The sequence below is a fragment of the Verrucosispora sp. WMMD573 genome (assembly GCF_027497175.1).
GTDB lineage: Bacteria > Actinomycetota > Actinomycetes > Mycobacteriales > Micromonosporaceae > Micromonospora.
Genome location: NZ_CP114901.1, coordinates 2452048 through 2477862, shown reverse-complemented (window position 1 = coordinate 2477862; position 25815 = coordinate 2452048). Strand labels below are relative to the sequence as shown.

The window sequence follows — 25815 nt, the reverse complement described above, 5'->3', positions numbered from 1 at the left end:
GCGTCGGTGGCGCCGCCTCGACTCTCGCCGGCGCCGCCAGGCCGGTAGCCACAAACATCGCGACGACCGTCGCAGCCCACCAGCGACGCGACAGACCCGTACGTGCACCAGCCATCGGACACCCCCGTGCATACCAGCAGTGCACCGGACTGTAGGGATGCTCGATGATCTATGTAAAGGCCCGTCACAAGTTGGCACCACAAAGCAGGCAGGCAGGGTTAAATCACCCTACAAATTCACTGAAGGTAACTCCACAACTCCCACCTGACGCCACCATCGCTCGTCGAGTGCGCCAGCACCCCCAGGGCCGTCGGTCGACCTTCGCGTCGACAACGGTGGTCAGCGCCGGTGACACAGCACCTGGGCGATCTCCACGAGCGTGGCGCCCGTGACCAGCATCGACGTGGCGGCACTGCGCCGCAGCCGATGGGCGCCGCTCACCCAACCCGGCCCGCCGCGCGGCAGCGGCCACCGCCGGGGTGACACCCCCACCGGACAGGCCCCGATGTAGGGCCTGACCCGGATGAACACCGACCGGCCCAGGGCCGTGGCCGCCGACCCTCGCGCAGATCGTGCCGTACCCGACGGCACGGGCTGGCACCGGGTACCACACGGCTTTGCGCCCCACATTTCGCCCCCACAACGCCCGGGCAGCCAGAGCGGCAGAAGGATCCCTGCTCAGAGGCGTTTTTCTTCGAAATCTCAACACCGTTCGGCGAGGCGTAGTGTGGGGCGCAGTGTGACCACGGCTGTGACCACGAGATCACGAACAATCGGCATCGGTCGATGACCAATGCCGATTGACCTGCACAAACACAAGGTGGAGCCGAGGGGACTCGAACCCCTGACCCCCACACTGCCAGTGTGGTGCGCTACCAGCTGCGCCACGGCCCCTTGCTGTCACACCCGGTCGCCCGGGCACTGGAAGAACTATACACACGCCCGTCGGCATGGTCATCTCGCGGGGGTGCCCGCCGACGCCTGTCAGTTCAGCGCCACGTCCGGCGGGAAGTGTGCGACCGCGGCCATCATGCCGCCCTGTCGGCGCAGCACCATCGGCCAAAGGTCATCGGGCCGGTCGACGAACGCGTCACCGGGCAACGCGTCCAGCACGAACCAGGAACCGTCCTCGATCTCCTGCTCCAGTTGGCCGGTGCCCCAGCCCGCGTACCCGGCGAAGACCCGAATGCTCTGCACGTTCTCCCGTAGCCGCTGCGGATCGACCGACAGGTCGAGCGTGCCTACCGCGCCGGAGACCTGATGGAAGCCCTTGAGGCGGCGCACCGGCGCCCGCATGCGGGCCAGACAGATCGCGGAGTCGGGCTGCACGGGGCCACCCTCGAACAGCACCGCCGGGTGGCGGGCCAGGTCGCCCCAGTCCCGCAGCACGTCGGCCACCGGCACCTCGGTGGCCCGGTTGAGCACCACGCCGAGCGCGCCGCCGGGCTCGTGCGCGACCAACAGCACGACCGTACGGTCGAAATTCGGGTCCTTCAGCGCCGGTGTCGCCACCAGCAGCTTCCCCGCCATCGACTCCGTCGCCCGCCCGCCGATCGCCTGCCCCTCTCCCTGCATCACACGCACCCGTCAGTCGTGCACGGACAGGCGGAACCGGTGACACTCATCGACGGTGGGCCCAACCGGTGACATCTGCGCTGTCATCGCCATGCCTGGCACCATAGCTTGCGCCCCCGATCCAGGCGAAGGTCTGACAGTCGGGTGATCGACAGACGGTCGGCTGGGCCGGGGCGACGCCTCGCCGCCGGCGCGACGGCGGCCCGGTGCCGCCAGGAAGCTGACGTCACAGCAGCGGCGAAAAGGTCTTCACTCCCGACTTGCCCCGATACATTCAGAAGCGATGGCAACGGTCCGCGACACCACCTACGACCTGCTCCGGGCCCTGGGCATGACCACCGTCTTCGGCAACCCCGGCTCCACCGAGGAGCCGTTCCTGCATGCCTTTCCCGACGACTTCCACTATGTGCTCGCCCTGCACGAGGCGTCGGCGGTGGGCATGGCCGATGGGTACGCGCAGGTCACCGGGGCACCGGCGCACGTCAACCTGCACACGGCACCGGGCACCGGCAATGCCATGGGCAACATCGTCACCGCCTGGCACAACCGGACCCCACTGATCGTCACCGCCGGCCAGCAGACCCGGGAGATGCTGCTGCTCGAACCTCGGCTCACCGCCCGTCATCCCACCGAGCTCCCCCAGCCCTACGTCAAGTGGGCCCACGAGCCGGTCCGGGCCCAGGACGTCCCGGCGGCGCTCATGCGGGCGTACGCGACCGCGGTCCAGCCGCCGGCCGGGCCCGTCTTCCTCTCGCTTCCGCTGGACGACTGGGCGCAGCCCGCCGATCCGCCTCCGCAGGCCCGCACGGTGGCCACCCGCTTCGCTCCCGACCCGGAGCGGCTGCGTCAGTTCGCCGCGGCACTGGCGACGAGCCGGTCACCGGCCCTGGTGTTCGGGGCCGCCGTGGACCGGGCCGGTGCCTGGGCGGCCGGGGTCGCGCTCGCGGAGCGGCTGGTCGCTCCGGTCTGGTCGGCGCCCGCGCCCGAGCGGACCGCCTTTCCCGAGAGTCATCCGCATTTCCAGGGGGTGCTGCCCTTCGCGATCGGCCCGTTGGCCGACCAGCTCCGGGGGCACGACATCGTGCTGGTGGTCGGCGCCCCGGTGTTCCGGTACTACCCGCACGTGCCCGGCGAGACGCTGCCGGATGGTGCCCGGCTGCTGCACGTCACCGACGATCCCGAGGAGGCGGCCCGGGCACCCGTCGGCGACAGCCTCCTCGGCGATGCCGGTCTCACCCTCGCCGCGCTGACCGAGCTGATGCCACCGGCGGACCGGCCGCCACCACCCGCCCGGGCAGTACCGTCGCCGGTGGAGGATTCGGTTCCGCTCAGCGCCGATGCGCTCTTCGCCGCACTGGCCCGGCACTGGCCCGCAGACGGCGTGCTGGTGCAGGAGTCTCCGTCCAACCTGTCGGCACTGCGACGCCGGCTGAGGTTCGACACCCCCGGCTCGTACTTCACGATGGCCAGCGGCGGTCTCGGCTACGGCCTGCCGGCGGCCGTCGGCATCGCGCTGGCTCAGCGTGACACCGGCCGCCACCGGCCGGTCATCGCGGTGATCGGCGACGGCTCGTTCCACTACTCGGTCCAAGCGCTCTGGACCGCCAGCCAGTTGCGGCTGCCGCTGGTGATCGTCGTGCCGGTCAACCAGCAGTACGCGATCCTCAAGTCGTTCGCCGAACTCAAGCAGACGCCGGGGGTCCCCGGGCTGGACCTTCCCGGCATCGACGTCACGGCGATAGCCCGCGGTTACGGGTGTGCCACCACCGTGGTCGACGATCCCGATCAGCTCGGCGAGGCGCTGGCCACCGCGCTCCGGGCCGAGGGGCCGACGGTGCTGCCGGTGCCGATCCGCACCGACGTGCCGCCGATCCTCTGACCGGTGGCGGACGGGGCAGGGCAGCACCGGCCGACGCCGCCCCGGGACCGGACGGCGTCGGCCGGCACGGTCAGCCCACGGTGAAGCGCAGCGGCGTCGCGCTGACCACGTCGAGGACCGGTCGGTCCGCCAACGGCGCCCGCAGCGTCACCGTGACCGGCTCCAGCCTGAGCATGTCGTCGCAGACTCCGGTGCTCCGCACCACCGTGCCGCCGACCACGACCACATGATCGTGCTCCTGCACCAGTGGGGTGATACCGGTGTCGCAGCTACCGACGCCGAGCCGGAAGTTCAACGTCGTACCGTCGGCGGACTCGACGTCCTGCGCGCTGACCAGATCCTGCGGCGCGGGCGCGGACGGCTCGACCGGGTCGGGCAGGTCGCCCACGGCGTCGGGTGCCACCGCGAGCCGGGCCACCACGGCGTCGATCTCCTCGACGGTGAACAGCCAGGCCGGCACATGCGCCTCACCCCGGCTGGTCCGCACTGGCGCAGCACCCAGCTCGACGCCGGTGACGGTGAGCGGGATGCAGGCGGCCTGCGGGCCGCTGCTCACCGGGGCGTCCGGCCCGTCCGGCGGGTTCGCCGGCGGGGGCGTGCCCGGGTCCTTCGGCCGCCCGGGACAGGGCGGCGGGTCGCCCTGGTCGACCTGCCGATACGCCTCGGCGGCACTGACCAGTGGTACGCGGAGTTCACCGTCCGGGAAGCGGACGGTGCCGTCGGCTGGCGTCCCCGGCGGCAACGGCACCTGCTGCCGGTACCAGCCGGCGTGGAAGGCGAGCTTGGTCTCCTCGGTGAACGCGGGCTCGCCGACGAGCACCGTGGGCTCCTCAAGCGGCACGTAGCCGGTGGCCCACGCCGCACCCGGGCGCCACGCCTGGGCGACCGCCGTCGCACGCTGCTCGAACGCCTCGTGCCGGTCGTTCGGAATGCCCGGGCCGGTCGGTTCGGTGCCCGGACGGGCGCAACCGGCCATCATCATCAGCAGTGGCAGGCCCAACAGGGCGAGGACGCGGCGCATACCCACTTTGACGGCAGCGATCCCCCGCTGGTTCCCGTGCCCCCGATGCCGGCCGTCACCTCGCCCGGCCTTCGCGGCCCGCGGTTCTCCGCCCCGCTCGCCGGCCGGAGGCCCGCACGGCTTGTCGTCCTGATACCTCGCACGTCGGTCGACCGGTTCGGAAGACGACTGCGCGCCCCGGTCGGGTGACCGGGGCGCGCTGTCAGGTGGTGGAGGTGCCGGGAATCGAACCCGGGTCCTTCGCCGCCTTGTCAGGGCTTCTCCGAGCGCAGCTCGCTGTGCCTCTACTCGGCCCCTCCGATCACGCGAGCGAGTCGGTGTGACGGGCCCAGTCGCTGATTGATCTCGCCGCACGGACCCCGCGACCGGGTCCGGTTGGCCAGCCTTCTAGCTGATGCCGGCTAGCTGGGTCGAAGGCGCTCCCAGGCCGACAGACTTGCTACTCGCCTCAGGCGGCGAGAGCGAAGTCAGCGCGATTGTTCTTGGCGCTTATTGGTTTCCGACGAACGATTCTCGAGACGACGTCGGCTTCCTCGGCTCGCTTCCCCTGCCGCAACGTACGAAGTCGAAACCAGTCACCCCCTCGACAGGCCGCCGATCTCCGGCGGCTCTGACAAGACTAACGCCTGCCGCAATCGGATTCATCCCGAGCCCGGAGCGACACGTCGGATGCGACAAAACGGATAAATCAGTCGTTCATTCCTTTGCCTCGCCGGCCCACCGCCCGTTGGATCTCCCGGTCGGCGTCCCGCTTGGCGAGGTCCTGGCGCTTGTCGTACGCCTTCTTACCCTTGGCGAGGCCGATCTCCACCTTGGCCCAGCCGTCGGAGAAGTAGACCTGGAGCGGCACCAGGGTCAGCCCGCTCTCCCGGAGCTTGCCGATCAGTCGGTCGATCTCCAACCGCTTGAGCAGCAGTTTCCGGGTACGCCGGGGCTCATGGTTGGTCCAGGTGCCCTGCACGTACTCGGGGATGTGCATGCTGTGCAGGTAGAGTTCGCCGTCCCGCTCCTGAGCGAACGCGTCGACCAGCGAGGCCCGACCGGCCCGCAGCGACTTCACTTCGGTGCCGGTGAGCGCCATGCCCGCCTCGTACGTGTCGAGGATGGCGTAGTCGTGACGCGCCTTCTTGTTGGAGGCGACGACCTTGCGCCCCTTCTCCCGTGGCATCGCCGCGCCACCTCCTTTCCAGGCCGCCCGTGACCGACCTGGCCGGCCGCCGAGCGGAGATCATGCTACCCGAACGACAAGGGCCCTTCCGCGCCGTTTATTCCGGCGTGGAAGGGCCCCTGGTCGACGAACTAGACCCGCAGGTAGAACCGGAGCGTGACCCAGGCGGTGACCGCGCTGATCAGACCGCCGACGCCGGCCATCACCGGGAAGGTCAGGAACACCTCGCCCCAGCTCACCGGCGCGAAGAGACCCTGTAGGGCGCTGAGCGCACCATCGAAGAGGAATATCTTGAGCGCGATCAGGGCACCGAGGCCCAGGATCGAGCCGATCAGACCGGCGACCACCGCCTCCAGCACGAACGGCGCCTGGATGAACCAGTTCGACGCGCCGACCAGCTTCATGACCGCGACCTCACGCCGCTTGCTGTATGCGGCGACCTGGATGGTGTTGGCGACCAGCAGCAGCGCGGCGACGGCCATCGCGATCGCGGCGACCAGGGCGATGTTCTGCCCGGCGGTGAACAGGTTGAAGATCTTGTCGAGCACCTGACTCTGGTCGACGACCTGGTCGACCCCCTCGACCGCGGTGTACTGGTCCGCGATGGTCTTGTACTCCTCCGGGTTCACCAGCTTGAGCCGGTACGACTCCGGAAGCTGGTCCGCCTTGACCGCGCTGAGCAGGTCCGGCGAGTCGCGGAACATCTCCTGGAAGCGCTGGAAGGCCTCGTCCTTGTTGACGTACGTGGCCTGCGAGATCAGCGGGTCGGACTCCAGCTGGGCAGCGATCGCGCCGCGCTGCTCGTCCGTCACCTCGGCTTCCAGGAAGATCGAGACCTCGATGTTCTCGAAGTACAGCTGCTTCATGTCCGCGACCTTGGTGTAGATCAGGCCGCTGGCACCGAGCATGGTCAGCGAGACCGCCATCGTGATGATCATCGCGATGGTCATGGTCACGTTGCGCCACAGTCCGACCAGTACCTCGGACATGACGTATTTCATCCGCATCGGGATTTCCTCCGGCTCTCCGGCGTGAGGTGTTCGTCGTCAGATCGGGGTGCGGTGGGTAGGGCCGTCACCCGTAGACGCCGCGGGCCTGGTCGCGAACGATGCGGCCACTCTCGATCTCGATGACCCGGCGGCGCATCTGGTTCACGATGTTGGAGTCGTGCGTGACCATCACGACTGTGGTGCCGGTGCGGTTGATCCGATCCAGCAGGCGCATGATCTCGATCGAGGTGTCCGGGTCCAGGTTTCCGGTCGGCTCGTCCGCCAGCAGGATCAGTGGCCGGTTCACGAACGCCCGCGCCACCGCCACCCGCTGCTGCTCACCGCCGGAGAGCTCGTGCGGGTAGCGGTGCTCCTTGCCGCCGAGGCCGACCAGTTCCAGCACCTCCGGCACGACCCGGCGGGCCACCGCCTTGGTCTTGCCGATCACCTCCAGCGCGAAGGCCACGTTCTCGTACGCGGTGCGGTTGGGCAGCAGCCGGAAGTCCTGGAAGACGCAGCCGATCGAGCGGCGGAAGTGCGGGCGCTTCCAGGACCGCATCGACGTGACGTCCTTGCCGTTGACGACGACGCGTCCCTTGTTGGGGACCACCTCGTGCAGCAGCATCTTGACGATGGTGGACTTGCCGGAGCCGGATGGGCCGATGAAGAAGACGAACTCGCCCTTGTCGATCGACACGGACACGTTGTCGAGCGAAGGCCGCGACGCCTTCGGGTACGTCTTCGTCACTTGCTCAAGCTGAATCACGGGTGGTGAGTCTACGCCGTGTAACTGTCGTGCCAAGTCCCACGCCCCGCCGTTGCGGGGCAAGTCATCAAATCAGCACGTCAGGTGGAGATCGACGGCGCGCTCCGCCCACGATCGATCACGCACGGTCGCCAGCCAGTTGCTGTTGCTTGCGCCATCGGATGCCCGCCTCGATAAAGGAGTCCAGGTCGCCGTCGAAGACGGAACCCGGGTTGCCGGTCTCCTGCTCGGTCCGCAGATCCTTCACCATCTGATAAGGGTGCAGCACGTACGAACGCATCTGGTCGCCCCAGGACCCGGCGGCGTCGGTCTTGAGTCCCTGGAGCTTGGCCTGCTCCTCCTGGCGCTTGCGCTCCAGCAGCCGGGCCTGGAGCACCCGCAGCGCGGAGGCCTTGTTCTGCAACTGCGACTTCTCGTTCTGGCAGGTCACCACGATGCCGGTCGGAATGTGGGTGATCCGTACCGCCGAGTCGGTGGTGTTGACGCTCTGCCCGCCCGGACCCGAGGAGCGGTAGACGTCGACCCGCATCTCGTTCTCGGGGATGTCGATGTGGTCGGTCTGCTCCACCACCGGCAGCACCTCGACCCCCGCGAAGCTGGTCTGCCGCCGCCCCTGGTTGTCGAACGGGCTGATCCGCACCAGCCGGTGGGTGCCGGATTCGACGCTGAGCGTGCCGTACGCGTACGGGACCTTGACCGTGAAGGTGGCCGACTTCAAACCGGCCTCCTCGGCGTACGAGGTCTCGTAGACCTCGGTCGGGTAGCCGTGCCGCTCGGCCCAGCGCAGGTACATCCGCAGCAGCATCTCCGCGAAGTCGGCCGCGTCCACGCCGCCGGCGCCGGCCCGGATGGCGACAAGCGCCTCCCGCGAGTCGTACTCGCCGGACAGGAGCGTGCGGACCTCCATCTCCTGGATGGCCTTGGTCAGCCCGGCGATCTCGGTCTCGACCTCGGTGAGCACCCCCGAGTCGGACTCCGCCTCGGCCAACTCCAGCAGCACGTGGGCGTCGTCCAGCCGAGAGCGCAGGCTACCGAGCTTGTCGATCTCGCCGTTGACGTACGACAGCTGCGAGGTCACCTGCTGGGCGCGGGCCTGGTCGTCCCAGAGGTCCGGGGCGGACGCCTCCTGCTCCAGGCGGGCCTTGTCCGCGCGGAGACGGTCGAGGTCGAGCACCGCCTCGATGTTGCGCAGGGTGGCGTCGAGTTCCTTGAGCTGTTCGGCGAAGTCGGCAGCGGTCACGACAGACAAGGGTACTGCTCGGAGGAGGAGTGAGCTTGCGAGCCCCGCACTCCGAGCCAAACAAACCCAGCTCGGGCCGGTGTGCGGTCAGCCGGTGGCGGCGCTCTTGAGCCAGGACAGGGCGGCACGGTGGTACGCCACGGCGAACTCAAGCGCGCTCGCGTCGTACGTGTCGCCTTCCTTCTTGGCGTTCTTGACCTGCTCGCGGACCCGGGCCAGCGCGTCGGTGTGGTACTCGTTGGCTGCGGTCTGGAGGTTCTTCAGCTGGTTCGGGGAGTGCAGGTTCCCGAAGGCGATGCGTAGGGCGATCGGGTTGCGGATGGTGTCCCGCCCCGGATCCTCGGCCAGCCAGCGGGAGAATGTCCGTTTCCCGGCTGCGGTGATCGCGTACGGCTGACTCATCCGCGGCCCGGGCTTACCCAACCGGACGAAACCTCGCTCGGCCAGCACCGGCAACTCGCGGTAGACCTGGCTTCGGGTCATCGACCAGTACGGCGCCAGTCGGCGCTCGGCGGCGGCCATCAACTGGCCACCTGTCATGGGACCCTCGTGGAGCAGCCCGAGTAGGGCCGCCGCCGTGGGGTTCACTCCGGATTCCGCCATGCCCCTTACGCTGCCACTTTGCCGGGCCGGCGTCCAGGATTTCCCCTTTTCGCCACCGATCGGGGTTTCCTATGTGCACTGTCGGCGCGCGACGGTCCACCGGAGCCACCCACCTGCCGGATGCCGGGCAGGATTCTCTCCCCAAAAGCGTGGCGTGCGGAGGGCCCCTCCCGTAGAGGAGGCGTCGGGAGGGGCCCCTTCGTTACAACTTCAGCCCATGTGGGGGTAGGTGTGGTCGGTCGGCGGCACGAAGGTCTCCTTGATCGTCCGGGGGGACATCCAGCGGACCAGGTTGTGCCAGGAGCCGGCCTTGTCGTTGGTGCCGCTGGCCCGGGCACCGCCGAACGGCTGCTGACCGACCACCGCGCCGGTCGGCTTGTCGTTGATGTAGAAGTTGCCGGCCGCGTACCGCATCTTCTCGGCCACCGCGTCGACCACCCGCCGGTCGGTGGCGAAGATCGACCCGGTCAGTGCGTACGGAGCGATGGCCTCGGCCTGCGTGACCACCTCGTCGAAGCGGGCGTCGTCGAAGACGTGCACGCCGAGGATCGGGCCGAAGTACTCGGTCGTGAACGTCTCGTGTGCCGGGTCGCCACACTCGAAGATCGTCGGGCGCACGAACCAGCCGACCGAGTCGTCGGCGGTGCCACCGGCGATGATCCGGCAACTGTCGTCGGAGGAGATCAGCTCCAGTGCGGCGGTGTGCCGGGAGTACGCCTTGTCGTCGATGACCGCGCCACCGAAGTTGCGGAAGTCGGTGACGTCTCCGTAGGCCAGCCCGTCAGCGGTCGCGGCCAGCCGGTCACGCAGGCCACCCTCCCAGAGGGAGCGCGGGACGTACGCGCGGGAGGCCGCCGAGCACTTCTGCCCCTGGTACTCGAAGGCCCCCCGGATCAGCGCAGTGTGCAGCGCGTCGATGTCGGCGCTGGAGTGCGCGACCACGAAGTCCTTGCCGCCGGTCTCGCCGACCAGCCTGGGGTAGCCCCGGTAGCTCGCGATGTTCTCCCCGACCGTGCGCCAGAGGTGCTGGAAGACCTTGGTGGAGCCGGTGAAGTGGATGCCGGCCAGGTCGGGGTCGGCCAGCACCACGTCGGAGACCTCCTCACCCCGGCCGGTCACCAGGTTGATCACCCCGGGCGGCAGCCCGGCCGCCTCGAACAGGCGCATGGTGAAGTGGGCGGCGAACTGCTGGGTCGGACCCGGCTTCCAGACCACCGTGTTGCCGAGCAGGGCCGGCGCCGAGGGCAGATTGCCGGCGATGGCGGTGAAGTTGAACGGGGTGACCGCGTAGACGAAGCCTTCCAGTGGCCGGTGGTCGAAGCGGTTCCACACGCCGGGCGACGACATCGGCTGCTCGGCCAGCAGCTTGCGGGCGAAGTGCACGTTGAACCGCAGGAAGTCGATGAACTCGCAGGCCGAGTCGATCTCGGCCTGCACGGCGGTCTTCGACTGGCCGAGCATGGTGGCCGCGTTCAGGGTGTCCCGCCACGGCCCGGAGAGCAGCTCGGCGGCGCGCAGGAAGATCGCGGCGCGCTCCTCGAAGGGCAGCGTGCGCCAGCCCGGCGCGGCGTCCTTGGCGGCCTTGACGGCCGCCCGCGCGTCGTCGTGGGTGGCGTGCCCGGTGACGCCGAGGACGTGCGCGTGCCGGTGCGGCTGCACCACCAGGATCGGCTCGCCACCGGCCATCCGCTGTTCGCCCGCGATGGTCATCGGCAGGTCGATGCGCTCGGCGGCCAGCTCGGTGAGCCTCCGCTGGAGACGTTCGCGGTCGGTGCTGCCCGGCTCATAGCTGCGCACCGGCTCGTTACGTGGCTCGGGTACGGAGAACACGGCGTCCATCAGGGCTCCTGGCGATCTCGACGGCGGTGGCGAAACCGGCCCCGGGGTGGCGGGACCTGCGCCAATCCTCCCACGCCCAGCATCGGTCGATCACACCCCGGCCACCCGCAGGCCAATGATCAGGAGGCATTTCACGTCCACCGGAACCGATTCGTACCCGAAAGAGATACCTGGCCGAAGAAATGCAGGCCGTGCGGGCTTCAGGCGCACCCCTGTTCCGGCCGCGTACGCTGGGTTGCCGTGACGTTCCGGCCCGGTCGGGCCCGGCGGCGAGAGGGAGACCATGAGCAACGAGCCCGGTGGGCCGACCGCCGCGCAGCCCGACCAGTCCGCCACCGTCGACCCGGGCACGGACGACCAGTCCGAGGCCACCGGCCTCGACGCGGACGACCAGACCGGAGCTGTCGGCAACCACCTCGATGCCGGTCGCCCGGCACCCGCACCGGCAACGACGGCGCTGGCGCTGCTGGCGACCGGTTGGCTGGCCGCGATGCTCTGGTCGACCCGGGAGGCGATCAGTTCGGCGACGGCCGGGGTCACCGCGGTGAGTCTCTCCGCCTTCGCGCTGCCCGGCGTGATCTCGGCCGCGCTGGTGGCCGGTGCCGCCGTCGGGTTGGCGGCCGGGGAGCCGGTTGCCCGCCGGACCGACCGGGTGACTCTGCGCTTCGCGGTGGCGATCGGCGCGGGCCTGCTCGTCGGGCTGCTCGCCGCGCTCGCGATCGATCTCAGCTACGCGGGTGACGTCACCACCCGCACGATCGCCGGCACCACGGCCGCCGCGGCCGTCATCGGCGGCGCGCTCGCCGGGGCCCGCAACGGTGCCGTGGTGGGTGCCGTGGCCGCCGCCGCGCTGGGCACCCTGATCTTCGTGGTGGCCTTCAGCGTGGCCCGGGATCCGCTGTTCAACCTCTTCGGTGCCGGTGACAACCAGCAGTCGCTGGTCAACGCGGCCAGCTGGGTCTCCCGGACCGAGTCCCTGCTGGCTGGGCTCATCGCCGGTGGTTTGGCCTTCGGCTACCTCATTTGGGCACGGCGACGAGTCGTACGCGACGGCGGCGCGGCGGGACCGCGCTGGCCGGCGTACCTGGTGGCGGGCGCGGGACCGGGACTCCTGCTCTTGCTCAGCGAAGTGATCATCCGGATCGGTGGACGGTCGCTGATCGACCTGGCCGCCGCGCTCAGCGAGGCGGACGCCGTCGCGCAGACCTCACTCGGCACCTCACGGGTGGACAACGCCATCTGGGTGCTGTTCGTCGGCGCGCTGACCGCCGTGGTCAGCTTCGGCCGTACGCTCGGCTCGCCGACCGACGACGAGGCGTAGCCGGCGGTCGGCCGACCCGGACGGCGGTCAGCTTTCCGTGGCGGTGGCACGCAGCAGCGACTCCAGTTCGCTGGGGTCGTACCACTCCAGCTCATGGTCCTCGGCACCGTCGACGGTGAACTGGGCATCGGGGTCTCCGGCCAATGCCTCCAGTACCACCTGGACGGCGGCGGCGACGTCGGTGGCGGCGTCCGCCCCGTCCACGTGCACGGCCGCGACGGCTGCGACCGGCACCGGGGCCCGCAGCTCGACCACGCTGGAGCCGAGTTCCCCGTCGCCCCGGCCGATCGCCGTCGCGGGCAGGTCCGCCGAGACGACCACGCGTCGACGGGGTGCGGCCGGATCGTGCCGGATCAGTTGCAGGGCGTCCTGGGCGGCGCGGGTGAAGGCTACGTACTCCAACTCCTCCTCATCGCCTTCCGCATACCACTCGCGTAGCGTCGGGGTCACCGCGTGCGCCTGCGTCGCGGCGAGCCCCTGCTCCGGCAGCCCTGCCAGCATCGGCACGGTCGCCGGCACGTAGACCCGGACAAGCTCGTCGGTCACCGTGGTCTCCCCCGCTCTGCTCCGCCCGGCGACGACGCGCCAGGCCGGGCGTACGGCCCTGCCCGTCCGCCCTGACCGTCATACACCCCGTATCGCTCTGGTGGAAGTTCCGGCGACGGCCGGTGTGTCCCCGTCGGTCGACGAGCGGATTGGTCGGGAGGGGATGACCGGTGGCAAACTGAGGCGAACGACGTCAACCCGGGGAGTTTCGGTGGAACCGAGGTTCCTGCTCCTGTCCGACGTGGCCACCGAGCTGAACGTGTCGGATTCGCAGGTCTACCACATGGTACGCAGCGGAGAGCTGCCCGCGATCAAGATCGGCGGCCGGGGGCAGTGGCGGGTGGAGCGCGCCCGCCTGGAGGAGTACATCGAGCGCAAGTACGCCGAAACCGCCGAGTGGGTACGCGGTAACCCGTTGGCGGAGCGCGACTCCGACTAGCGGTAGCACCCCGGACATGGCATTGACCGCCAACTCTCTGATGCCCGACAATCAAGCCTGTCGAAAGCAAACGAAGGCAAACGCAAGCTTTGATGGCAGGGGGCAGCGCCATGACCGACCTCCGGCGGCCCGGGCCGGCACGCCCACCCGTGCGGCTGCGGCCAGCGCCCGCCTTCGAGCCGCCCTCCGTCGACGAGGACACCACCGGTTGGCCCAGACCGGCGGATGGGCAACTCGCCCTCGACCTCTTCGCCGCCGCCCGGCAGTGGCCCGGTAGCCGTGGCCCGGCCCGGCCGCCACTGCCGGGGGCGGCCTCGCGCTCCGGCGGCCGGCCGGTCGCGCCGGGAGTGCCGTGGTCGGGTGAGCCCGGCCGGCCCACCGGATCCGGGCCGCCGGGGCCCGGCCACGCGCCGGCCCGGCATCTGCCGGCCGGGGCCCTGACCACAGCCACCCCGGCGGCCACCCGGGTCGCCCACCGCTTCGTCGCCACCTGCCTGGAGGTGTTCAACGGCTTCCGGCCCCCGGTGCAGCTACGACGTCAGCTCGACCCGGCTCGGGTCGCCGTGCTGCTGCCCGAGCTGGCCCGCGCCACCGCGTACGGGACACCGGCCCGACGGCGCTCGGCGCGACCCGGGGTACGGCTGCGTCGCCTGCGTGTCTGCGAACCTCGCACCAGCGCCATCGAGGCCGCTGCCGTACTCACCGGCGCCGGTGGTCGTAGCTGGGCGATGGCGCTGCGCCTGGAGCAGCGGCGCGGCAACTGGCTCTGCACCGACCTGCGCGTCCTCTGACCGACCGCTGCGGCCTGACCGCCCCGGACGGCAGCCCGCACGAGATCGCGCCCGGATCCCGGGCGAGGGCTTCGCGGTGCGCGGCCACTCGCCCGGGATCGGGCGCGATCTTGCGAAGTCGGCGGGATCAGCCGGCCGAGGTGCCGCCGGGCGCACCGTGGCAGCGCTTGTACTTGCGACCCGAGCCGCAGGGGCACGGCGCATTGCGGGACGGTCCGTTGCTGGCGGTCGCCTGCCCCGGTGCGGGCTGGCGGGAGTTGCCGACCGGGACCGCCGGACCGCGCAGGCCGCCGGCCGGACGCTGCGGCGCGGTCGGCGCCGTGCGCCCCGGTGCCGCCGGGGCGGCCTGGTCCGGACGGCCGATGCCGAGTGCGGGAGCCCGCTGCTCCTCACGCTGCACGGCGACACCACCCGCGCCGGCCTCACCGTCGATGGTCGGCGCGGAGTACTGAAGCCCCTGCTGCTGCGGCGCACGACCCAGGCCCTTGGCCCGGATCTCCACCGGCTTGTCCAGCAGCTGGACCTCCTCGGCCTCCGGCTCCGGCTCGTTGACCTGCACCTCAAGGTTGTAGAGGAAGCCGACCGTCTCCTCCTTGATGCCGTCCATCATGGTGGCGAACATGTCGAAGCCCTCGCGCTGGTACTCCACCACGGGGTCGCGCTGGGCGTACGCCCGCAGCGAGATGCCCTCCTGGAGGTAGTCCATCTCGTAGAGGTGCTCACGCCACTTGCGGTCGATGACCTGGAGCAGCACCATCCGTTCCAGCTGCCGGGTGCCCTCGGCGCCGAGCTGCTCCTCACGCCGGTCGTACGCGGCGTTCGCGTCCTCCTTCAGCCGGGCGAGCAGGAAGTCGGCGTCGATGCTGGCCCGGGACCCGCCGGCCTCCTCCTCCAGCCCCTCGATGGTGACGCCCACCGGGTAGAGCTGCTTGAGGCTGGACCACAACTGCTCAAGATCCCAATCTTCGGCGTAGCCGTCCGAGGTGGCCCCCCGCACGTACGCCTCGATGGTGTCGTCGATCATGTTGCGTACCTGGTCGGAGAGATCCTCGCCGTTGAGCACGCGCAGCCGCTCGGCGTAGATCACCTGGCGCTGCTTGTTCATGACCTCGTCGTACTTGAGGACGTTCTTGCGGATCTCGGCGTTCTGCCCCTCGATCTGAGCCTGGGCGCTCTTGATCTGGCGGGTGACCATCTTCGACTCGATGGGCACGTCCTCTGGGATGTTGAAGCGGTCCATGACCGCCTCCACCGCACCGGAGCGGAACCGCTTCATCAGCTCGTCCTGTAGCGACAGGTAGAACCGCGACTCGCCCGGGTCGCCCTGCCGGCCGGACCGACCACGCAGCTGGTTGTCGATCCGCCGGGACTCGTGCCGCTCGGTGCCCAGCACGTAGAGCCCACCGGCGGCGGCAACCTCCTCGGCCTCCGCGTCGCACGCCTGCTTCCACTGCGGCAGGACCTCTTCGAGGGCCTTGTCGTACTCCTCGGCGTTCTCCAGCGGGTCGAGCCCACGCTGGCGCAGCTCGTTGGCCGCGAGGAACTCGGGGTTGCCGCCGAGCAGGATGTCGGTGCCCCGGCCGGCCATGTTGGTGGCCACCGTGACCGCGCCCTTGCGACCGGCCTGGGCGACGATCTCCGCCTCCCGGGCGTGGAACTTCGCGTTCAGCACCGAGTGCGGGATGCCCCGGCGGGTCAGCAGCCGGGACAGGATCTCGGAATTCTCCACCGAGACCGTTCCGACGAGCACTGGCTGACCTGCCTGGTGCCGCTCGGCGATGTCCTCGATCACCGCGTTGAACTTGGCCTGCTCGGTCTTGTAGATGACGTCGGCCCGGTCCTCGCGGATCATCGGCCGGTGGGTCGGGATGGTCACCACGCCGACCTTGTAGACCTTGTTGAACTCGCCCGCCTCGGTCTGGGCCGTACCGGTCATGCCGGCGAGCTTGTCGTAGAGGCGGAAGTAGTTCTGCAGGGTGATGGTGGCCAGGGTCTGGTTCTCCTGCTTGACCTCCACCCCCTCCTTGGCCTCGATCGCCTGGTGCATGCCCTCGTTGTAGCGGCGACCGTGCAGGATGCGGCCGGTGAACTCGTCGACGATCAGGACCTCGCCGTCGCTGACGATGTAGTCCTTGTCGCGCTTGTACAGCTCCTTGGCCTTGATCGCGTTGTTCAGGTAGCCGACCAGCGGAGTGTTGACCGACTCGTAGAGGTTGTCGATGCCGAGCCGGTCCTCGACCTTCGCCACGCCGCGCTCGGTGACCGCGATGGTCCGCTTGGAGTAGTCGACCTCGTAGTCACCCGCGCCGTCCTTGCCCGACTGGAGACGGGCCACCACGGCGGCGAACTCGCCGTACCAGCGGGCGGAGTGCTCGGCCGGGCCGGAGATGATCAGCGGGGTCCGGGCCTCGTCGATCAGGATGGAGTCGACCTCGTCGACCACGGCGAAGTTGTGGCCGCGCTGGACCAGCTCGTCCTTCGACCAGGCCATGTTGTCGCGCAGGTAGTCGAAACCGAACTCGTTGTTCGTGCCGTAGGTGATGTCGCACTCGTACGCCGCGCGGTGCTCGGTCGCCGGCCGGTTGGGCAGCACCACACCGACGGTCAGACCGAGGAACTCGTGCACCCGCCCCATCCAGGCGGCGTCCCGCTGGGCCAGGTAGTCGTTGACCGTGACCACGTGCACGCCCTTGCCGGACAAGGCGTTGAGATAGACCGGCATCACCGAGGTCAGGGTCTTGCCCTCACCGGTCTTCATCTCGGCGATGTTGCCGAAGTGCAACGCCGCGCCGCCCATCACCTGCACGTCGTACGGCCGCTGGCCGAGCACCCGGGCCGCCGCTTCCCGGCAGACCGCGAACGCCTCGGGCAGCAGGTCGTCCAGGGTCTCGCCGTCGGCGAGACGCTCCCTGAACTGCTCGGTCATGTCGCGCAGCTCATCATCGGTGAGGTTGACGTAGTCGTCCTCGATCGAGTTGACGGCGGCGGCGATCGCCTTGAGGCGGCGCACCATGCGCCCCTCGCCCGCACGGAGGACCTTTTCCAGAATCGACACGGATCAACGCTCCCCTAGACAGTCTCGAACCATCGTAGGCGTTCCATCCGGCCGATGGTCACTGGTGGCGGTGGTCGGCCGCCGCGAAACCGACATAACACTCCCCGCTCCCGTCCGCGTCCCGGTTATCCGGTTACGCCGTGCGCGAACGATCCGGCACGATGGCCCGGTGGAGCCCGTGGAGATCACCGAGGACGGTCTGCTGCTGCGGCCGTGGCGAGCGACCGACGCCGACGCCGTCTACCGCGCCTGCCAGGATCCGGATATCCAGCGCTGGACCACCGTACCTCGCCCGTACCGGCACGAACACGCGCAGAGCTTCGTCGCGGACCGCGCCCGTCAGTGGGAACTCGGCACCAGCGCGGGCTTCGCGGTCTGCGACGCCGCCAGCGGCGAGGTACTCGGTGCCTGCGGGCTCAACACCATCGACCGCGACCACGAACTCAGCGAGATCGGATACTGGACCGCACCGTGGGCGCGGGGCCAGCGGGTCGCGGTCCGCGCCGTCCGGGCCGTTGCCCGGTGGTCCTTCGACGAACTGAAGCTGCGCCGGCTGCTCTGGGGGGCCGAGGTGGGCAACCACGCCTCCCGACTGGTCGCCCTGCGCTCCGGTATCCGGATCGAGGGGCGGCTGCGGGCCGCCGACCCGGCCGGCAGCGCGCACGAGTGGTTCGGCACGTTGCTGCCCGGTGACGTACCGACACCCGGCGAGGTCGGCCCGGCCGGTGCGGGCACCCTGGACGCCCGACGCGCGGTCGTCTTCGGCCGGCCGCAACCGACCCTGTTCGCCACCACCGGCACGCGCGAGCTGAGCCTGCGCCCCATGGACGAACGCGACCTCGACGCGATCGTCACCACCTGCCGGGACCCGGAGACGCTGCGCTGGACGACCGTGCCGGAGAGCTACACGCGCGCGGACGCCGAGGATTTCCTGCGGTTCGTGCGAGCCACCTGGGCCGCCGGCACCAGCGCCAACTTCGTCTTCACCGATGCCACGGACCGGTACGCCGGCTCCATCGACCTCCGGCTGTCGGCCACCGACCCGCTCCTGGCCGATGTGGGCTTCATGACCGCGCCGCACGCCCGAGGGCGGGGCTACCAGCCGGCGGCGTTGGCGGCCCTCTGCACCTGGGGCTTCACCACCCTGGGGCTGGCCCGGATCGAATGGCGGGCCAACATCGGCAACGTCGCCTCCCGGCGGGCCGCCGAGAAGGCCGGTTTCGCGATGGAGGGCACCGCCCGCCGGGCCCTGAACCACCGCGGCACCCGGGTCGACGCCTGGGTCGGTGCGCTGCTCGCCGAGGACCTGTCATGAGCGAAGCGAGTCATCGAAGCAGCGCCTTGGACGCTCATGACGGCCCGCAGCGTCGCGAAGGGTCGTCATGAGCGAACCTCTGGGCAGCGGGCAGCGGATCGAGGCGCACGGGGTGCTCCTACGGCCGTTCCGCCTCGACGACGTCGAGGACGTCGCGGCCGGCTGCGCCGATCCGCTCACCCGGCGTTTCCTCGACGGCCTGCCCGACCCGTACACCTTGGCCGACGCGCGCCGGTGGGTCACCCAGGGCGCGTCGGCCGCCTTCGCCAGCGGTGGTGCCGCGTACGCCGTGGCCGACCCGGCGACCGACCGGCTGCTCGGCACCGTGGGCCTGAGCCATCCGGTGCCGCAGCGGGGGCAGGCGGAGATCGGCTACTGGGTGGCACCGTGGGCGCGGGGCCGAGGGGTGGCCACCGCCGCCACCCGCGCCCTGTCCGGGCACGCCTTCGCCAGCGGCACCGCCCGGTTGGAGCTGCTCACCCGGGTGGAGAACACGGCCAGCCAGCGGGTCGCGCTGGCCGCCGGCTTCCGGCCCGAAGGGGTACGCCGGTCCGCCACGCCGGTTCGGGGCGGGGACCGGCGGGACCTGACGGTGTGGGTACGGCTTGCCGACGACCCGCCCGGTCCGTCGCCGCGTCCGCTGCCGGACCTGCCCGACGGCCGACTCGCCGACGGGGTGGTCGTGCTGCGTCGGCTCGGACCGGACGACACCGAGCAGGCGTACCGCCTGCACAGCGATCCGGAGGTGGTGGCCAGCCGGGTGCCCCCGGGCGCGCCGGCCGGGAACGAGATCGAGCGACGCTGCCAGGGTGCGGAGAATCAATGGCTGGTCGGCACCGCCGCGGCCATGACCATCCTGGACGCCGTCTCCGGGGAGTTCGCCGGCAGCTGCATGCTCCTCCCCGACCAGCCCGCCAGCGACCAGGCGATGCTCGGCTACAGCCTGCTGCCCCGGTGGCGCGGACGCGGCTACGCCACCCGGGCCGTACGACTGCTCACCCGGTGGGGGTTCGACCACGTCGGCCTGTCCCGGTTGTGGGCCGGCACCCTGCCGGAGAACGCCGCCTCCCAGCGGGTGCTGGAGAAGGCCGGCTTCCGGCGGGAGGGGCTGCTGCGCGGCCGGCTGCCCGGCGCGGCCGGCAGCCGGGCCGACTCGACGATCTACGGTCTGCTACCGACGGATCCGATGGCCTGACGACGGCCGGTGGCGACGGCGGCCCAGGAGCGGTGCCGCGACGGCGGCCCGGGTCGGGTGGGTACCGACCCGGGCCGCCGTCACGGTCAGATGTCCAGCGAGATGATGCCGTAGTCGTACGCGTGCCGCCGGTAGACCACGCTCGGGCGGCCGGATTCCTTGTCCTGGAAGAGATAGAAGTCGTGGCCCACCAGTTCCATCTGGAACAGGGCGTCGTCGATGGTCATCGGCTCGGCGGGGTGCACCTTCTCCCGGGCGATGTGCCACGGCTGATCGTCGGCGTACTCCTCCTCGGGCCGTTCGGCCAGCGCGGTGGCGGTGCTGGTCTCCACGGCGGCGCTGCTGGTCTCCGCGGGGGCGGACAGCGCGGGGAGGTCGGTCACCGGCAGGCCGGCGGTCGCGGCGGCGACCGACAGCGGCGCGTGGCGGCCTCGGTGTACCCGACGCCGGTCGGCCGCGCGACGCAGCCGGGAGTCGAGCTTGGCGATCGCCGAGTCCAGAGCGCTGTAGAAGTCGCTGGTGCAGGCCTCGGCCCGGATCACCGGACCACGGGAATAGCAGGTGATCTCCACCCGCTGGCAATGATCGGCCTGGCGCGGATTGCGCTCGTGGAACAGTTCGACATCGACACGAATGAGCTTGTGGTCGTAGCGTTCGATCTTCGCAAGCTTGTCTGCTACGTGCACCCGGTAATGGTCCGGCACTTCGACGTTACGGCCCTTGACCACGATGTCCACGTGACCTCCCTCGTTCGGACGGTCTTCGATCCGGAACTCCGGTCGTGCCCGGGGACGGCCCCATTCGGCGCCGACCGGTCAATGCGGCTACGCCTCCTCTCACCGCCGGGGGTGGTGGGATGGCCTTCCTACCCCCGACAGCCAAACGCTAACTCCTGTTAGCCCACCAGTCACCCCCGGTCGCCAAGACCACCCGGAGAATTTCCACACCTCATACACGAAGGGGTGAAACGGAAACACGATCGGTCACTGTTGGTGCCTTTTCCGTGTCGCGGCAAGCACCGCCGCCCCGTACGGCGACAAACCGCGCACGGTCAGCACCCGACTGACCGCCGCGAGGGTCACCCCGGTGGTGACGATGTCGTCCAGCAGGACGACCCGCGCCCCCGCAATGGCCGGACCCCGGCCCGAACGGGCGCGGAAGGCCGCCGTGGCCGCCGCCGCCCGGCCGGCGCTGTCCAGCGTCACCGAGTCCGGACGGGGCGCGGCACGTACCGCGTTGTGCACCCGCACCGGCCAGCCCGCCGCCCGCAACCGACGGGCGCAGTGCCGGGTCAACCGGCCCAGGTGATCCCCGTAGCGGGCCCGGGCCGCCGCCGCGGTGTCCGGCACCGGCACCAGCAGCACCGGCCCCACCGGGCCGACCGCCGCGGCGACGACCTCGGCGAGCAGCGCGCCGAGTGGCCGGGCCAGACCGTGCCGGCCGTGTTCCTTGTACGCCAACAGCGTCTCCCGCAGCGGCCCGCCGTACCCGCCGAGGGCGTGACAGGGCGGTAAACCGGGTGGGGCCGCGACCGGGCGCACCGGACCGGGGCGCAGCGCCCGCAGCGCGGTGACGCAGTCCGGGCAGACCCCGTGCCGCAGCCCCGGGCGGCGTTCCCGGCAGCCGGCGCAGTCGGTGGGCAGCACCAGGTCGGCCAGGTCCGCCCAGAGCCCGCCCGTCACGGCCCGCTCAGTAGAGGAAGACGGGGGCGGTGGGGTTGCCCGGACGTACCCCCGCCGGGGGCGGTGTCACGTCCTGGACCTGGTCGCGGTTGATCCGGTCGAACGGATTGCTGCGGTACGCCACCCCGTTCGCCTCGTACATGAACGAGCCGGCCAGCGGGGACCGCTCGGCGGTGGCCGGGTACGCGGCAAGGTGGTCGACCTGGCTGCCGGTGTCCTCCCGCAGCGGGGTCTCCAGGGCGCCGTCGACGGTCACGTCGTAGATCGCCGGACGGCCCGCCGAGCCGGCCACCAGCAGGCGGTTCGCCGCCGACCAGTCCACCGCGGTGGCATCGGTCAGCGAGCTGACCAGCCGTCGGGCCGGTCCCACGGTGGGCACCCCGCCCTCCCAGTTGATCGCGGCGACGTGCAGCGTGCCGTCGACGATCAGCGCCAGCCGGTGCCCGTCCAGGGCGGGCGCCACCGCGGTCACTCGGCCCGGCAGGCTGAGCTGCACCTGCCGCGTCGCCGCCTGGCCGTCGAAGCGGTAGAGCCGGCCGTCGGCGACCACCAGGCCGGCCGGGCGGGCACCGTCGCTGCGGATCCAGACCGGGCGGCTCATCTCGGCGTACCTGCTGGGGCCGCTGGTGAGGGTTTCCACCACGCCACTGCTGCGCCCGACGGCCAGCCGCTGCCGCCCGTTCTCACCGGCCACCACGACGGCGACCAGGACGTCCGCGTCGACGCGACGCAGCCCGACCGAGACGATGTCGTGGTTGGCCTCGGGCGCCAGCGGTACCGAGCCGGCGGCCTCGCCGGCCACCGTCAGCGAGTGGATCGCCCCTTCGTAGACGCAGTATCGCCGGGCGTTGACCTCGATCAGGTCCAGCGGATTCAGCCTGCGCTGCTCCGCGAGGTCGATCACCTTGCGGGACTGGTTGAGGATCTTCACCTCGACGGTGCCGTGCAACTCCCGCAGGGACCACGCCAACTGGGTACCGAACTGCTCCAGCCGGCGCTCGTCAGCGCCCGGCATGTCGAGGTTGACCTCCCACCGGCCGTCCGAACCGGTGGCATTGTTGATCATCTCGGTGCGGTCGGGCAGACCGGAGACACCGATCCGCAGCCAGTCCGACGGGCCGGCGGTCAACCACCGGACGACCTCGCTCACCCGCCGCTGCGGGGGTACCGCCGAGGAGAGGTACCGCTGGTCGGGCACGAGCTGGGTGCGGTCGGAGTTCCAGAAGTAGATCGCCTCCGCCTGGTAGTACCGGCGCAGCGCATCGTCGCTGAGCAGCAGCACGTTCGGCGGGTCGCTGACGTAGTAGCCGGCATCGTCCTCACCGGCCGGGCCGGCACTGATCAGCCGGAACTCGTACGTCGGCTCGGTGGCCACCGGCGGCACCAGCATTCCGTTGGCCCGTAGCAGCCCGACCTGCTGCACGCTGATGGTGACCTTCATGCTGTCCACGTCAGGCTCGATCACCGGGTCGTCGGTGAGCCGCACCACCGACAGCGCCACCTCGCTGCCCTGCTTGTCCGGCAGCCCGCTGCGGTCTGCGGTCGCGATGAACCGCTTCACCCGCTCGTACGCCCGGTCTGGCTCGCCGGCCGCCGCGGCCAGAAAGTTGCGCACGAACGCCTCGGCGTCGCTGCCGCTGGCCTCCCGCGTCGGCGGCTCGGTACCGCGTCCCAGCGACCAGTTCGTCTCCGCGGCCGGCCCACGCTGCTCGATCTGCACCTCGCTGCGGTCGGGGATCCCGCAGCCGGCGGCGACGCCCAGCACCAGCACGCCGCCGAGGGCCCCGCTCAGCAACCGTCGCCTCACGAGCCCACCTCCGCGCGCGGCTGTCCGGCCGGCGGCACCGCGTCCGGGGCCGGACCGACGGCGAGCGCGCCGGCCGGGCCGGGCCCGATGGCCAGCAGCCCACCGGCGGGCGCACCACCGAACGGCAGTGTGGCGTCGGCCGGCACCAGCCGCAGCGGCGAAGTGGTGAGCCGGTCGCCGGCGCGCGCCGGCAGGGTGAGCCGGAACTGCGCGCCCTGTCCCGGCGCACCCCACGCCTCCAGCCAGCCGCCGTGCAGTCGGGCGTCCTCCAGGCTGATCGACAGCCCCAGGCCGGTCCCGCCGGTCTGCCGGGCCCGCGACGGGTCAGCCCGCCAGAACCGGTTGAAAACCAGCTTCTCCTCGCCCGGTTTGAGCCCGACGCCGTGGTCGCGGACGGTAAGCGCGACAGCGGTCTCGTCCATGCCGAGCGTGATCCGCACCGGCCGGCCCTCGCCGTGCTCGACGGCGTTGCCGACCAGGTTGCGCAGCACCCGTTCGACCCGTCGTGGGTCGATCTCGGCGATCACCGGCGCGGCCGGGACGTCCAGCTCGATGGCCACCCCGACCCGCTCGGCCAACCCCGCCAGCCGGTCGGCCACCCGGTGCACCACCGGCACCAGATCGGTCGGCTCGGCATCGAGCACCGCGAAGCCCGCGTCGAACCGGCTGATCTCCAGCAGGTCGGTCAGCAGTTCCTCGAAGCGGTCCAGCTCGGCCTGGAGCAGCTCGGCGCTGCGTGCCACCGCCGGATCGAACTCGTCGCGTTCGGCGAAGATCAGATCAGCGGCCATCCGTACCGTGGTCAGCGGGGTCCGCAGTTCATGCGACACGTCGGAGGTGAACCGACGTTGCAGTCGGGACATCTCCTCCAGTCGCAGGATCTGTCGTTGCAGGTTGGTGGCCATCTGGTTGAACGAGGCCGCGAGCAGCGCCAGGTCGTCCTCACCGTTGACGGCCATCCGCTGGTCGAGCAGGCCGGCCGAGAGTCGCTGGGCGGTCCGGGCGGCGACCCGTACCGGGATCACCACCAGCCGGGTCACCAGGGCGGCGAGCAGGCCGAGCAGCAACACCAGGGCGACTCCGGTGGCCACCACCGTGGCCCGCGCCTGCGCGGCCGTGGTGTCCTGCAGGGTCAGCGGGACGAAGTAGTAGAGCTCCACCTGGCCGAAGCGGGTCGGCACCGGAGAGCCGTAGACGAGGTACTTCGTCTCGGCGTCACCGGTCAGCCGGCCGGTACGGATCTGGTTGGCCACGTTCCCGTCGGCCACCGCGGCGCGCAGCTCGGGGCTGATCAGGGGCCGGACGTTCGCCGACGGTGAGGTACGCGCCTCGATCACTCCGGGCCAGTTGTCCGCGGTGAGGGCCACGACCACGCCGCTGTTCTGCTGGGGGTCGCCACCGGCGAGGTAGTTGACTGTGCCGTCGATCGTCTCCTGGAGCTGGGCCTCCTGGGGCTGGCTGTAGAGGCTGAACTGCTTGGCCGCGTACTCCGCGCCATTGAGCAGCCGCAGCTGGACGTCGGTCTTGGCGTTGTCCAGCAGAATGCTGGTGATCTTGTCGGCGATCAGGTAGGCGAAACCGCCGACCAGCAGGCTGGACGTCACCAACGTGATGGTCACCACCCGTACCTGCAACGACCGGCGCCAGGTCTGGTGCAGCCTCGCCAGTGATCGGGCCAGTCGCCCACTCACCCCACGCCACAACTCCCACGCGGCACCGTGCCGGCGGGAGGTCGGGTCGAGATCGGGGGTCGGGGAGGTGGTCACAGTGCGACCAAGGCTATCCGGTGCCCGCCTTGTAGCCCACGCCACGAACGGTGAGGATGATTTCGGGGCGCTCCGGATCCGGTTCGATCTTGGCGCGGAGCCGCTGCACGTGCACGTTGACCAGCCGGGTGTCCGCCGCGTGCCGGTATCCCCAGACCTGCTCGAGCAGCACCTCCCGGGTGAAGACCTGACGCGGTTTGCGGGCGAGCGCGACCAGCAGGTCGAACTCCAGCGGCGTCAGCTTCACCTCCTCGCCGTTGCGGCTGACGGTGTGCGCCGGCACGTCTATGGCGATCTGGTTGCCGGGCGGGCCGATGGTGAGCAGCTCCGGCGCGGCGTCCTCACCGCGACGCAGCCGCGCCCGCATCCGGGCCACCAGTTCCTTCGGCTTGAACGGCTTGACCACGTAGTCGTCGGCACCCGACTCCAGACCGAGCACGACGTCGACCGTGTCGCTCTTGGCAGTAAGCATCACGATCGGCACTCCGGACTCGCCCCGGATCGCCCGCGCCACGTCGATACCACTCATTCCGGGCAGCATCAGGTCAAGCAGGACGATATCGGGACGATTGTCGCGGAACGCGGCCAACGCCCGTTCCCCGTCCGCCACGAACGAGGGCATGAAGCCCTCGCTACGCAGCACGATGCCGAGCATCTCGGCGAGCGCGGGGTCGTCGTCGACCACCAGTACCCGGGCTCTCATGGGGTTAATGGTTCCATCCCGTCAGTTCGGTGGGCTCGGCGTCACCCGCACGCTACTGCCGTCAGGTGGGCCGTGCCCAGCACCGCTCGGTTGTACCGCCCGCGCGTGCCACCCG

The 25815-nt window shown here is 70.6% G+C and carries 22 protein-coding genes, 1 tRNA gene and 1 other RNA gene; 7 read left to right on the top strand and 17 right to left on the bottom strand.

From position 1 onward, the window contains the following. Nucleotides 1-388 precede the first annotated feature (388 nt). Nucleotides 389-511 (top strand): hypothetical protein, encoded by a 123-nt coding sequence (locus tag O7601_RS11485; RefSeq protein WP_281566150.1) that lies wholly within the window; start codon nucleotides 389-391, stop codon nucleotides 509-511. A 310-nt stretch (nucleotides 512-821) separates the two neighbouring features. Here the strand turns inward: O7601_RS11485 and O7601_RS11480 are convergent. Both O7601_RS11480 and O7601_RS11475 read right to left on the bottom strand, forming a co-directional pair. Beyond that, nucleotides 822-894, bottom strand: a tRNA-Ala gene (locus O7601_RS11480). A 90-nt stretch (nucleotides 895-984) separates the two neighbouring features. Further along, nucleotides 985-1575: a YqgE/AlgH family protein gene (locus tag O7601_RS11475; RefSeq protein WP_281566880.1), complete on the bottom strand. Its 591-nt coding sequence runs from the start codon at nucleotides 1573-1575 to the stop codon at nucleotides 985-987. Between the two features lie 283 nt (nucleotides 1576-1858). Here O7601_RS11475 and mdlC point away from each other — a divergent pair, with 283 nt between their 5' ends. Continuing rightward, nucleotides 1859-3454, top strand: a complete 1596-nt coding sequence (gene mdlC / locus O7601_RS11470) for a benzoylformate decarboxylase (RefSeq protein WP_281566149.1) — start codon at nucleotides 1859-1861, stop codon at nucleotides 3452-3454. Nucleotides 3455-3524: 70 nt separating this feature from the next. Here the strand turns inward: mdlC and O7601_RS11465 are convergent, their stop codons facing one another. The 8 genes from O7601_RS11465 to pruA form a co-directional block, all read right to left on the bottom strand. Next, the gene (locus O7601_RS11465; protein ID WP_281566148.1) at nucleotides 3525-4475 is read right to left on the bottom strand and encodes a hypothetical protein; all 951 of its coding nucleotides are present in this window, start codon (nucleotides 4473-4475) and stop codon (nucleotides 3525-3527) included. 207 nt (nucleotides 4476-4682) lie between these two features. After that, nucleotides 4683-5058: a transfer-messenger RNA gene (gene ssrA, locus O7601_RS11460) on the bottom strand. A gap of 105 nt (nucleotides 5059-5163) precedes the next feature. Continuing rightward, nucleotides 5164-5643 (bottom strand): SsrA-binding protein SmpB, encoded by a 480-nt coding sequence (gene smpB, locus O7601_RS11455; protein ID WP_093406601.1) that lies wholly within the window; start codon nucleotides 5641-5643, stop codon nucleotides 5164-5166. A 131-nt stretch (nucleotides 5644-5774) separates the two neighbouring features. Next, nucleotides 5775-6650 carry a permease-like cell division protein FtsX gene (gene ftsX, locus O7601_RS11450; protein ID WP_281566147.1) on the bottom strand — a complete coding sequence of 292 codons (876 nt, stop codon included), beginning with the start codon at nucleotides 6648-6650 and terminating at the stop codon, nucleotides 5775-5777. A 67-nt stretch (nucleotides 6651-6717) separates the two neighbouring features. Further along, nucleotides 6718-7398 (bottom strand): cell division ATP-binding protein FtsE, encoded by a 681-nt coding sequence (gene ftsE / locus O7601_RS11445; protein ID WP_093406596.1) that lies wholly within the window; start codon nucleotides 7396-7398, stop codon nucleotides 6718-6720. Nucleotides 7399-7516: 118 nt separating this feature from the next. Beyond that, nucleotides 7517-8638, bottom strand: a complete 1122-nt coding sequence (gene prfB, locus O7601_RS11440; RefSeq protein WP_281566146.1) for a peptide chain release factor 2 — start codon at nucleotides 8636-8638, stop codon at nucleotides 7517-7519. 87 nt (nucleotides 8639-8725) lie between these two features. Continuing rightward, nucleotides 8726-9241, bottom strand: a complete 516-nt coding sequence (locus tag O7601_RS11435) for a PadR family transcriptional regulator (RefSeq protein ID WP_281566145.1) — start codon at nucleotides 9239-9241, stop codon at nucleotides 8726-8728. Between the two features lie 210 nt (nucleotides 9242-9451). Further along, the gene (pruA, locus tag O7601_RS11430; RefSeq protein WP_281566144.1) at nucleotides 9452-11080 is read right to left on the bottom strand and encodes an L-glutamate gamma-semialdehyde dehydrogenase; all 1629 of its coding nucleotides are present in this window, start codon (nucleotides 11078-11080) and stop codon (nucleotides 9452-9454) included. A gap of 283 nt (nucleotides 11081-11363) precedes the next feature. Here pruA and O7601_RS11425 point away from each other — a divergent pair, with 283 nt between their 5' ends. After that, nucleotides 11364-12401 (top strand): hypothetical protein, encoded by a 1038-nt coding sequence (locus tag O7601_RS11425; RefSeq protein WP_281566143.1) that lies wholly within the window; start codon nucleotides 11364-11366, stop codon nucleotides 12399-12401. A gap of 27 nt (nucleotides 12402-12428) precedes the next feature. Here O7601_RS11425 and O7601_RS11420 read toward each other — a convergent pair whose 3' ends face one another. Continuing rightward, a complete protein-coding gene (locus O7601_RS11420) occupies nucleotides 12429-12947 on the bottom strand; it encodes a hypothetical protein (RefSeq protein WP_281566142.1) in 519 nt (172 codons plus the stop codon). Between the two features lie 211 nt (nucleotides 12948-13158). Between O7601_RS11420 and O7601_RS11415 the strand changes: the two genes are divergently transcribed. Further along, nucleotides 13159-13386: a helix-turn-helix domain-containing protein gene (locus tag O7601_RS11415; protein ID WP_281566141.1), complete on the top strand. Its 228-nt coding sequence runs from the start codon at nucleotides 13159-13161 to the stop codon at nucleotides 13384-13386. Nucleotides 13387-13496: 110 nt separating this feature from the next. After that, nucleotides 13497-14177 (top strand): Rv3235 family protein, encoded by a 681-nt coding sequence (locus O7601_RS11410; protein WP_281566140.1) that lies wholly within the window; start codon nucleotides 13497-13499, stop codon nucleotides 14175-14177. A gap of 127 nt (nucleotides 14178-14304) precedes the next feature. On the opposite strand, the gene secA is transcribed toward O7601_RS11410, so the two are convergent. Then, nucleotides 14305-17232: a preprotein translocase subunit SecA gene (gene secA, locus O7601_RS11405; protein WP_281566139.1), complete on the bottom strand. Its 2928-nt coding sequence runs from the start codon at nucleotides 17230-17232 to the stop codon at nucleotides 14305-14307. Between the two features lie 169 nt (nucleotides 17233-17401). Here secA and O7601_RS11400 point away from each other — a divergent pair, with 169 nt between their 5' ends. After that, nucleotides 17402-18547, top strand: a complete 1146-nt coding sequence (locus O7601_RS11400; protein ID WP_281566138.1) for a GNAT family N-acetyltransferase — start codon at nucleotides 17402-17404, stop codon at nucleotides 18545-18547. 67 nt (nucleotides 18548-18614) lie between these two features. Then, nucleotides 18615-19742: a GNAT family N-acetyltransferase gene (locus O7601_RS11395; RefSeq protein ID WP_281566137.1), complete on the top strand. Its 1128-nt coding sequence runs from the start codon at nucleotides 18615-18617 to the stop codon at nucleotides 19740-19742. Nucleotides 19743-19828: 86 nt separating this feature from the next. Here O7601_RS11395 and raiA read toward each other — a convergent pair whose 3' ends face one another. The 5 genes from raiA to mtrA all read right to left on the bottom strand — a co-directional run bounded on the left by raiA (nucleotide 19829) and on the right by mtrA (nucleotide 25700). Further along, complete coding sequence (raiA, locus tag O7601_RS11390; protein ID WP_281566136.1) at nucleotides 19829-20479, bottom strand: ribosome-associated translation inhibitor RaiA; 651 nt, start codon at nucleotides 20477-20479, stop codon at nucleotides 19829-19831. Nucleotides 20480-20725: 246 nt separating this feature from the next. Further along, on the bottom strand, nucleotides 20726-21388 hold the full coding sequence (locus O7601_RS11385) for a phosphoribosyltransferase family protein (RefSeq protein ID WP_281566879.1): 663 nt from the start codon (nucleotides 21386-21388) through the stop codon (nucleotides 20726-20728). A 43-nt stretch (nucleotides 21389-21431) separates the two neighbouring features. Continuing rightward, on the bottom strand, nucleotides 21432-23231 hold the full coding sequence (locus tag O7601_RS11380) for an LpqB family beta-propeller domain-containing protein (RefSeq protein ID WP_281566135.1): 1800 nt from the start codon (nucleotides 23229-23231) through the stop codon (nucleotides 21432-21434). Then, nucleotides 23228-24997, bottom strand: coding sequence for an MtrAB system histidine kinase MtrB (gene mtrB, locus O7601_RS11375; RefSeq protein WP_281566134.1), 1770 nt, complete (start codon nucleotides 24995-24997; stop codon nucleotides 23228-23230). The genes O7601_RS11380 and mtrB overlap by 4 nt, the downstream gene beginning before the upstream one ends. Nucleotides 24998-25010: 13 nt before the next feature. After that, entirely contained in the window at nucleotides 25011-25700 is a 690-nt protein-coding gene (gene mtrA, locus O7601_RS11370) for an MtrAB system response regulator MtrA (RefSeq protein WP_093406568.1), read from the bottom strand. Nucleotides 25701-25815: the final 115 nt, after the last annotated feature.

Bases quoted from the DNA above. Each gene is read 5' to 3' on its own strand.
- O7601_RS11475 (WP_281566880.1), bottom strand. From the start codon at position 1,575: ATGCAGGGAGAGGGGCAGGCGATCGGCGGGCGGGCGACGGAGTCGATG.
- mdlC (WP_281566149.1), top strand. From the start codon at position 1,859: ATGGCAACGGTCCGCGACACCACCTACGACCTGCTCCGGGCCCTGGGC.
- O7601_RS11465 (WP_281566148.1), bottom strand. From the start codon at position 4,475: ATGCGCCGCGTCCTCGCCCTGTTGGGCCTGCCACTGCTGATGATGATG.
- smpB (WP_093406601.1), bottom strand. From the start codon at position 5,643: ATGCCACGGGAGAAGGGGCGCAAGGTCGTCGCCTCCAACAAGAAGGCG.
- ftsX (WP_281566147.1), bottom strand. From the start codon at position 6,650: ATGCGGATGAAATACGTCATGTCCGAGGTACTGGTCGGACTGTGGCGC.
- O7601_RS11435 (WP_281566145.1), bottom strand. From the start codon at position 9,241: ATGGCGGAATCCGGAGTGAACCCCACGGCGGCGGCCCTACTCGGGCTG.
- pruA (WP_281566144.1), bottom strand. From the start codon at position 11,080: ATGGACGCCGTGTTCTCCGTACCCGAGCCACGTAACGAGCCGGTGCGC.
- O7601_RS11425 (WP_281566143.1), top strand. From the start codon at position 11,364: ATGAGCAACGAGCCCGGTGGGCCGACCGCCGCGCAGCCCGACCAGTCC.
- O7601_RS11410 (WP_281566140.1), top strand. From the start codon at position 13,497: ATGACCGACCTCCGGCGGCCCGGGCCGGCACGCCCACCCGTGCGGCTG.
- O7601_RS11395 (WP_281566137.1), top strand. From the start codon at position 18,615: ATGAGCGAACCTCTGGGCAGCGGGCAGCGGATCGAGGCGCACGGGGTG.
- mtrA (WP_093406568.1), bottom strand. From the start codon at position 25,700: ATGAGAGCCCGGGTACTGGTGGTCGACGACGACCCCGCGCTCGCCGAG.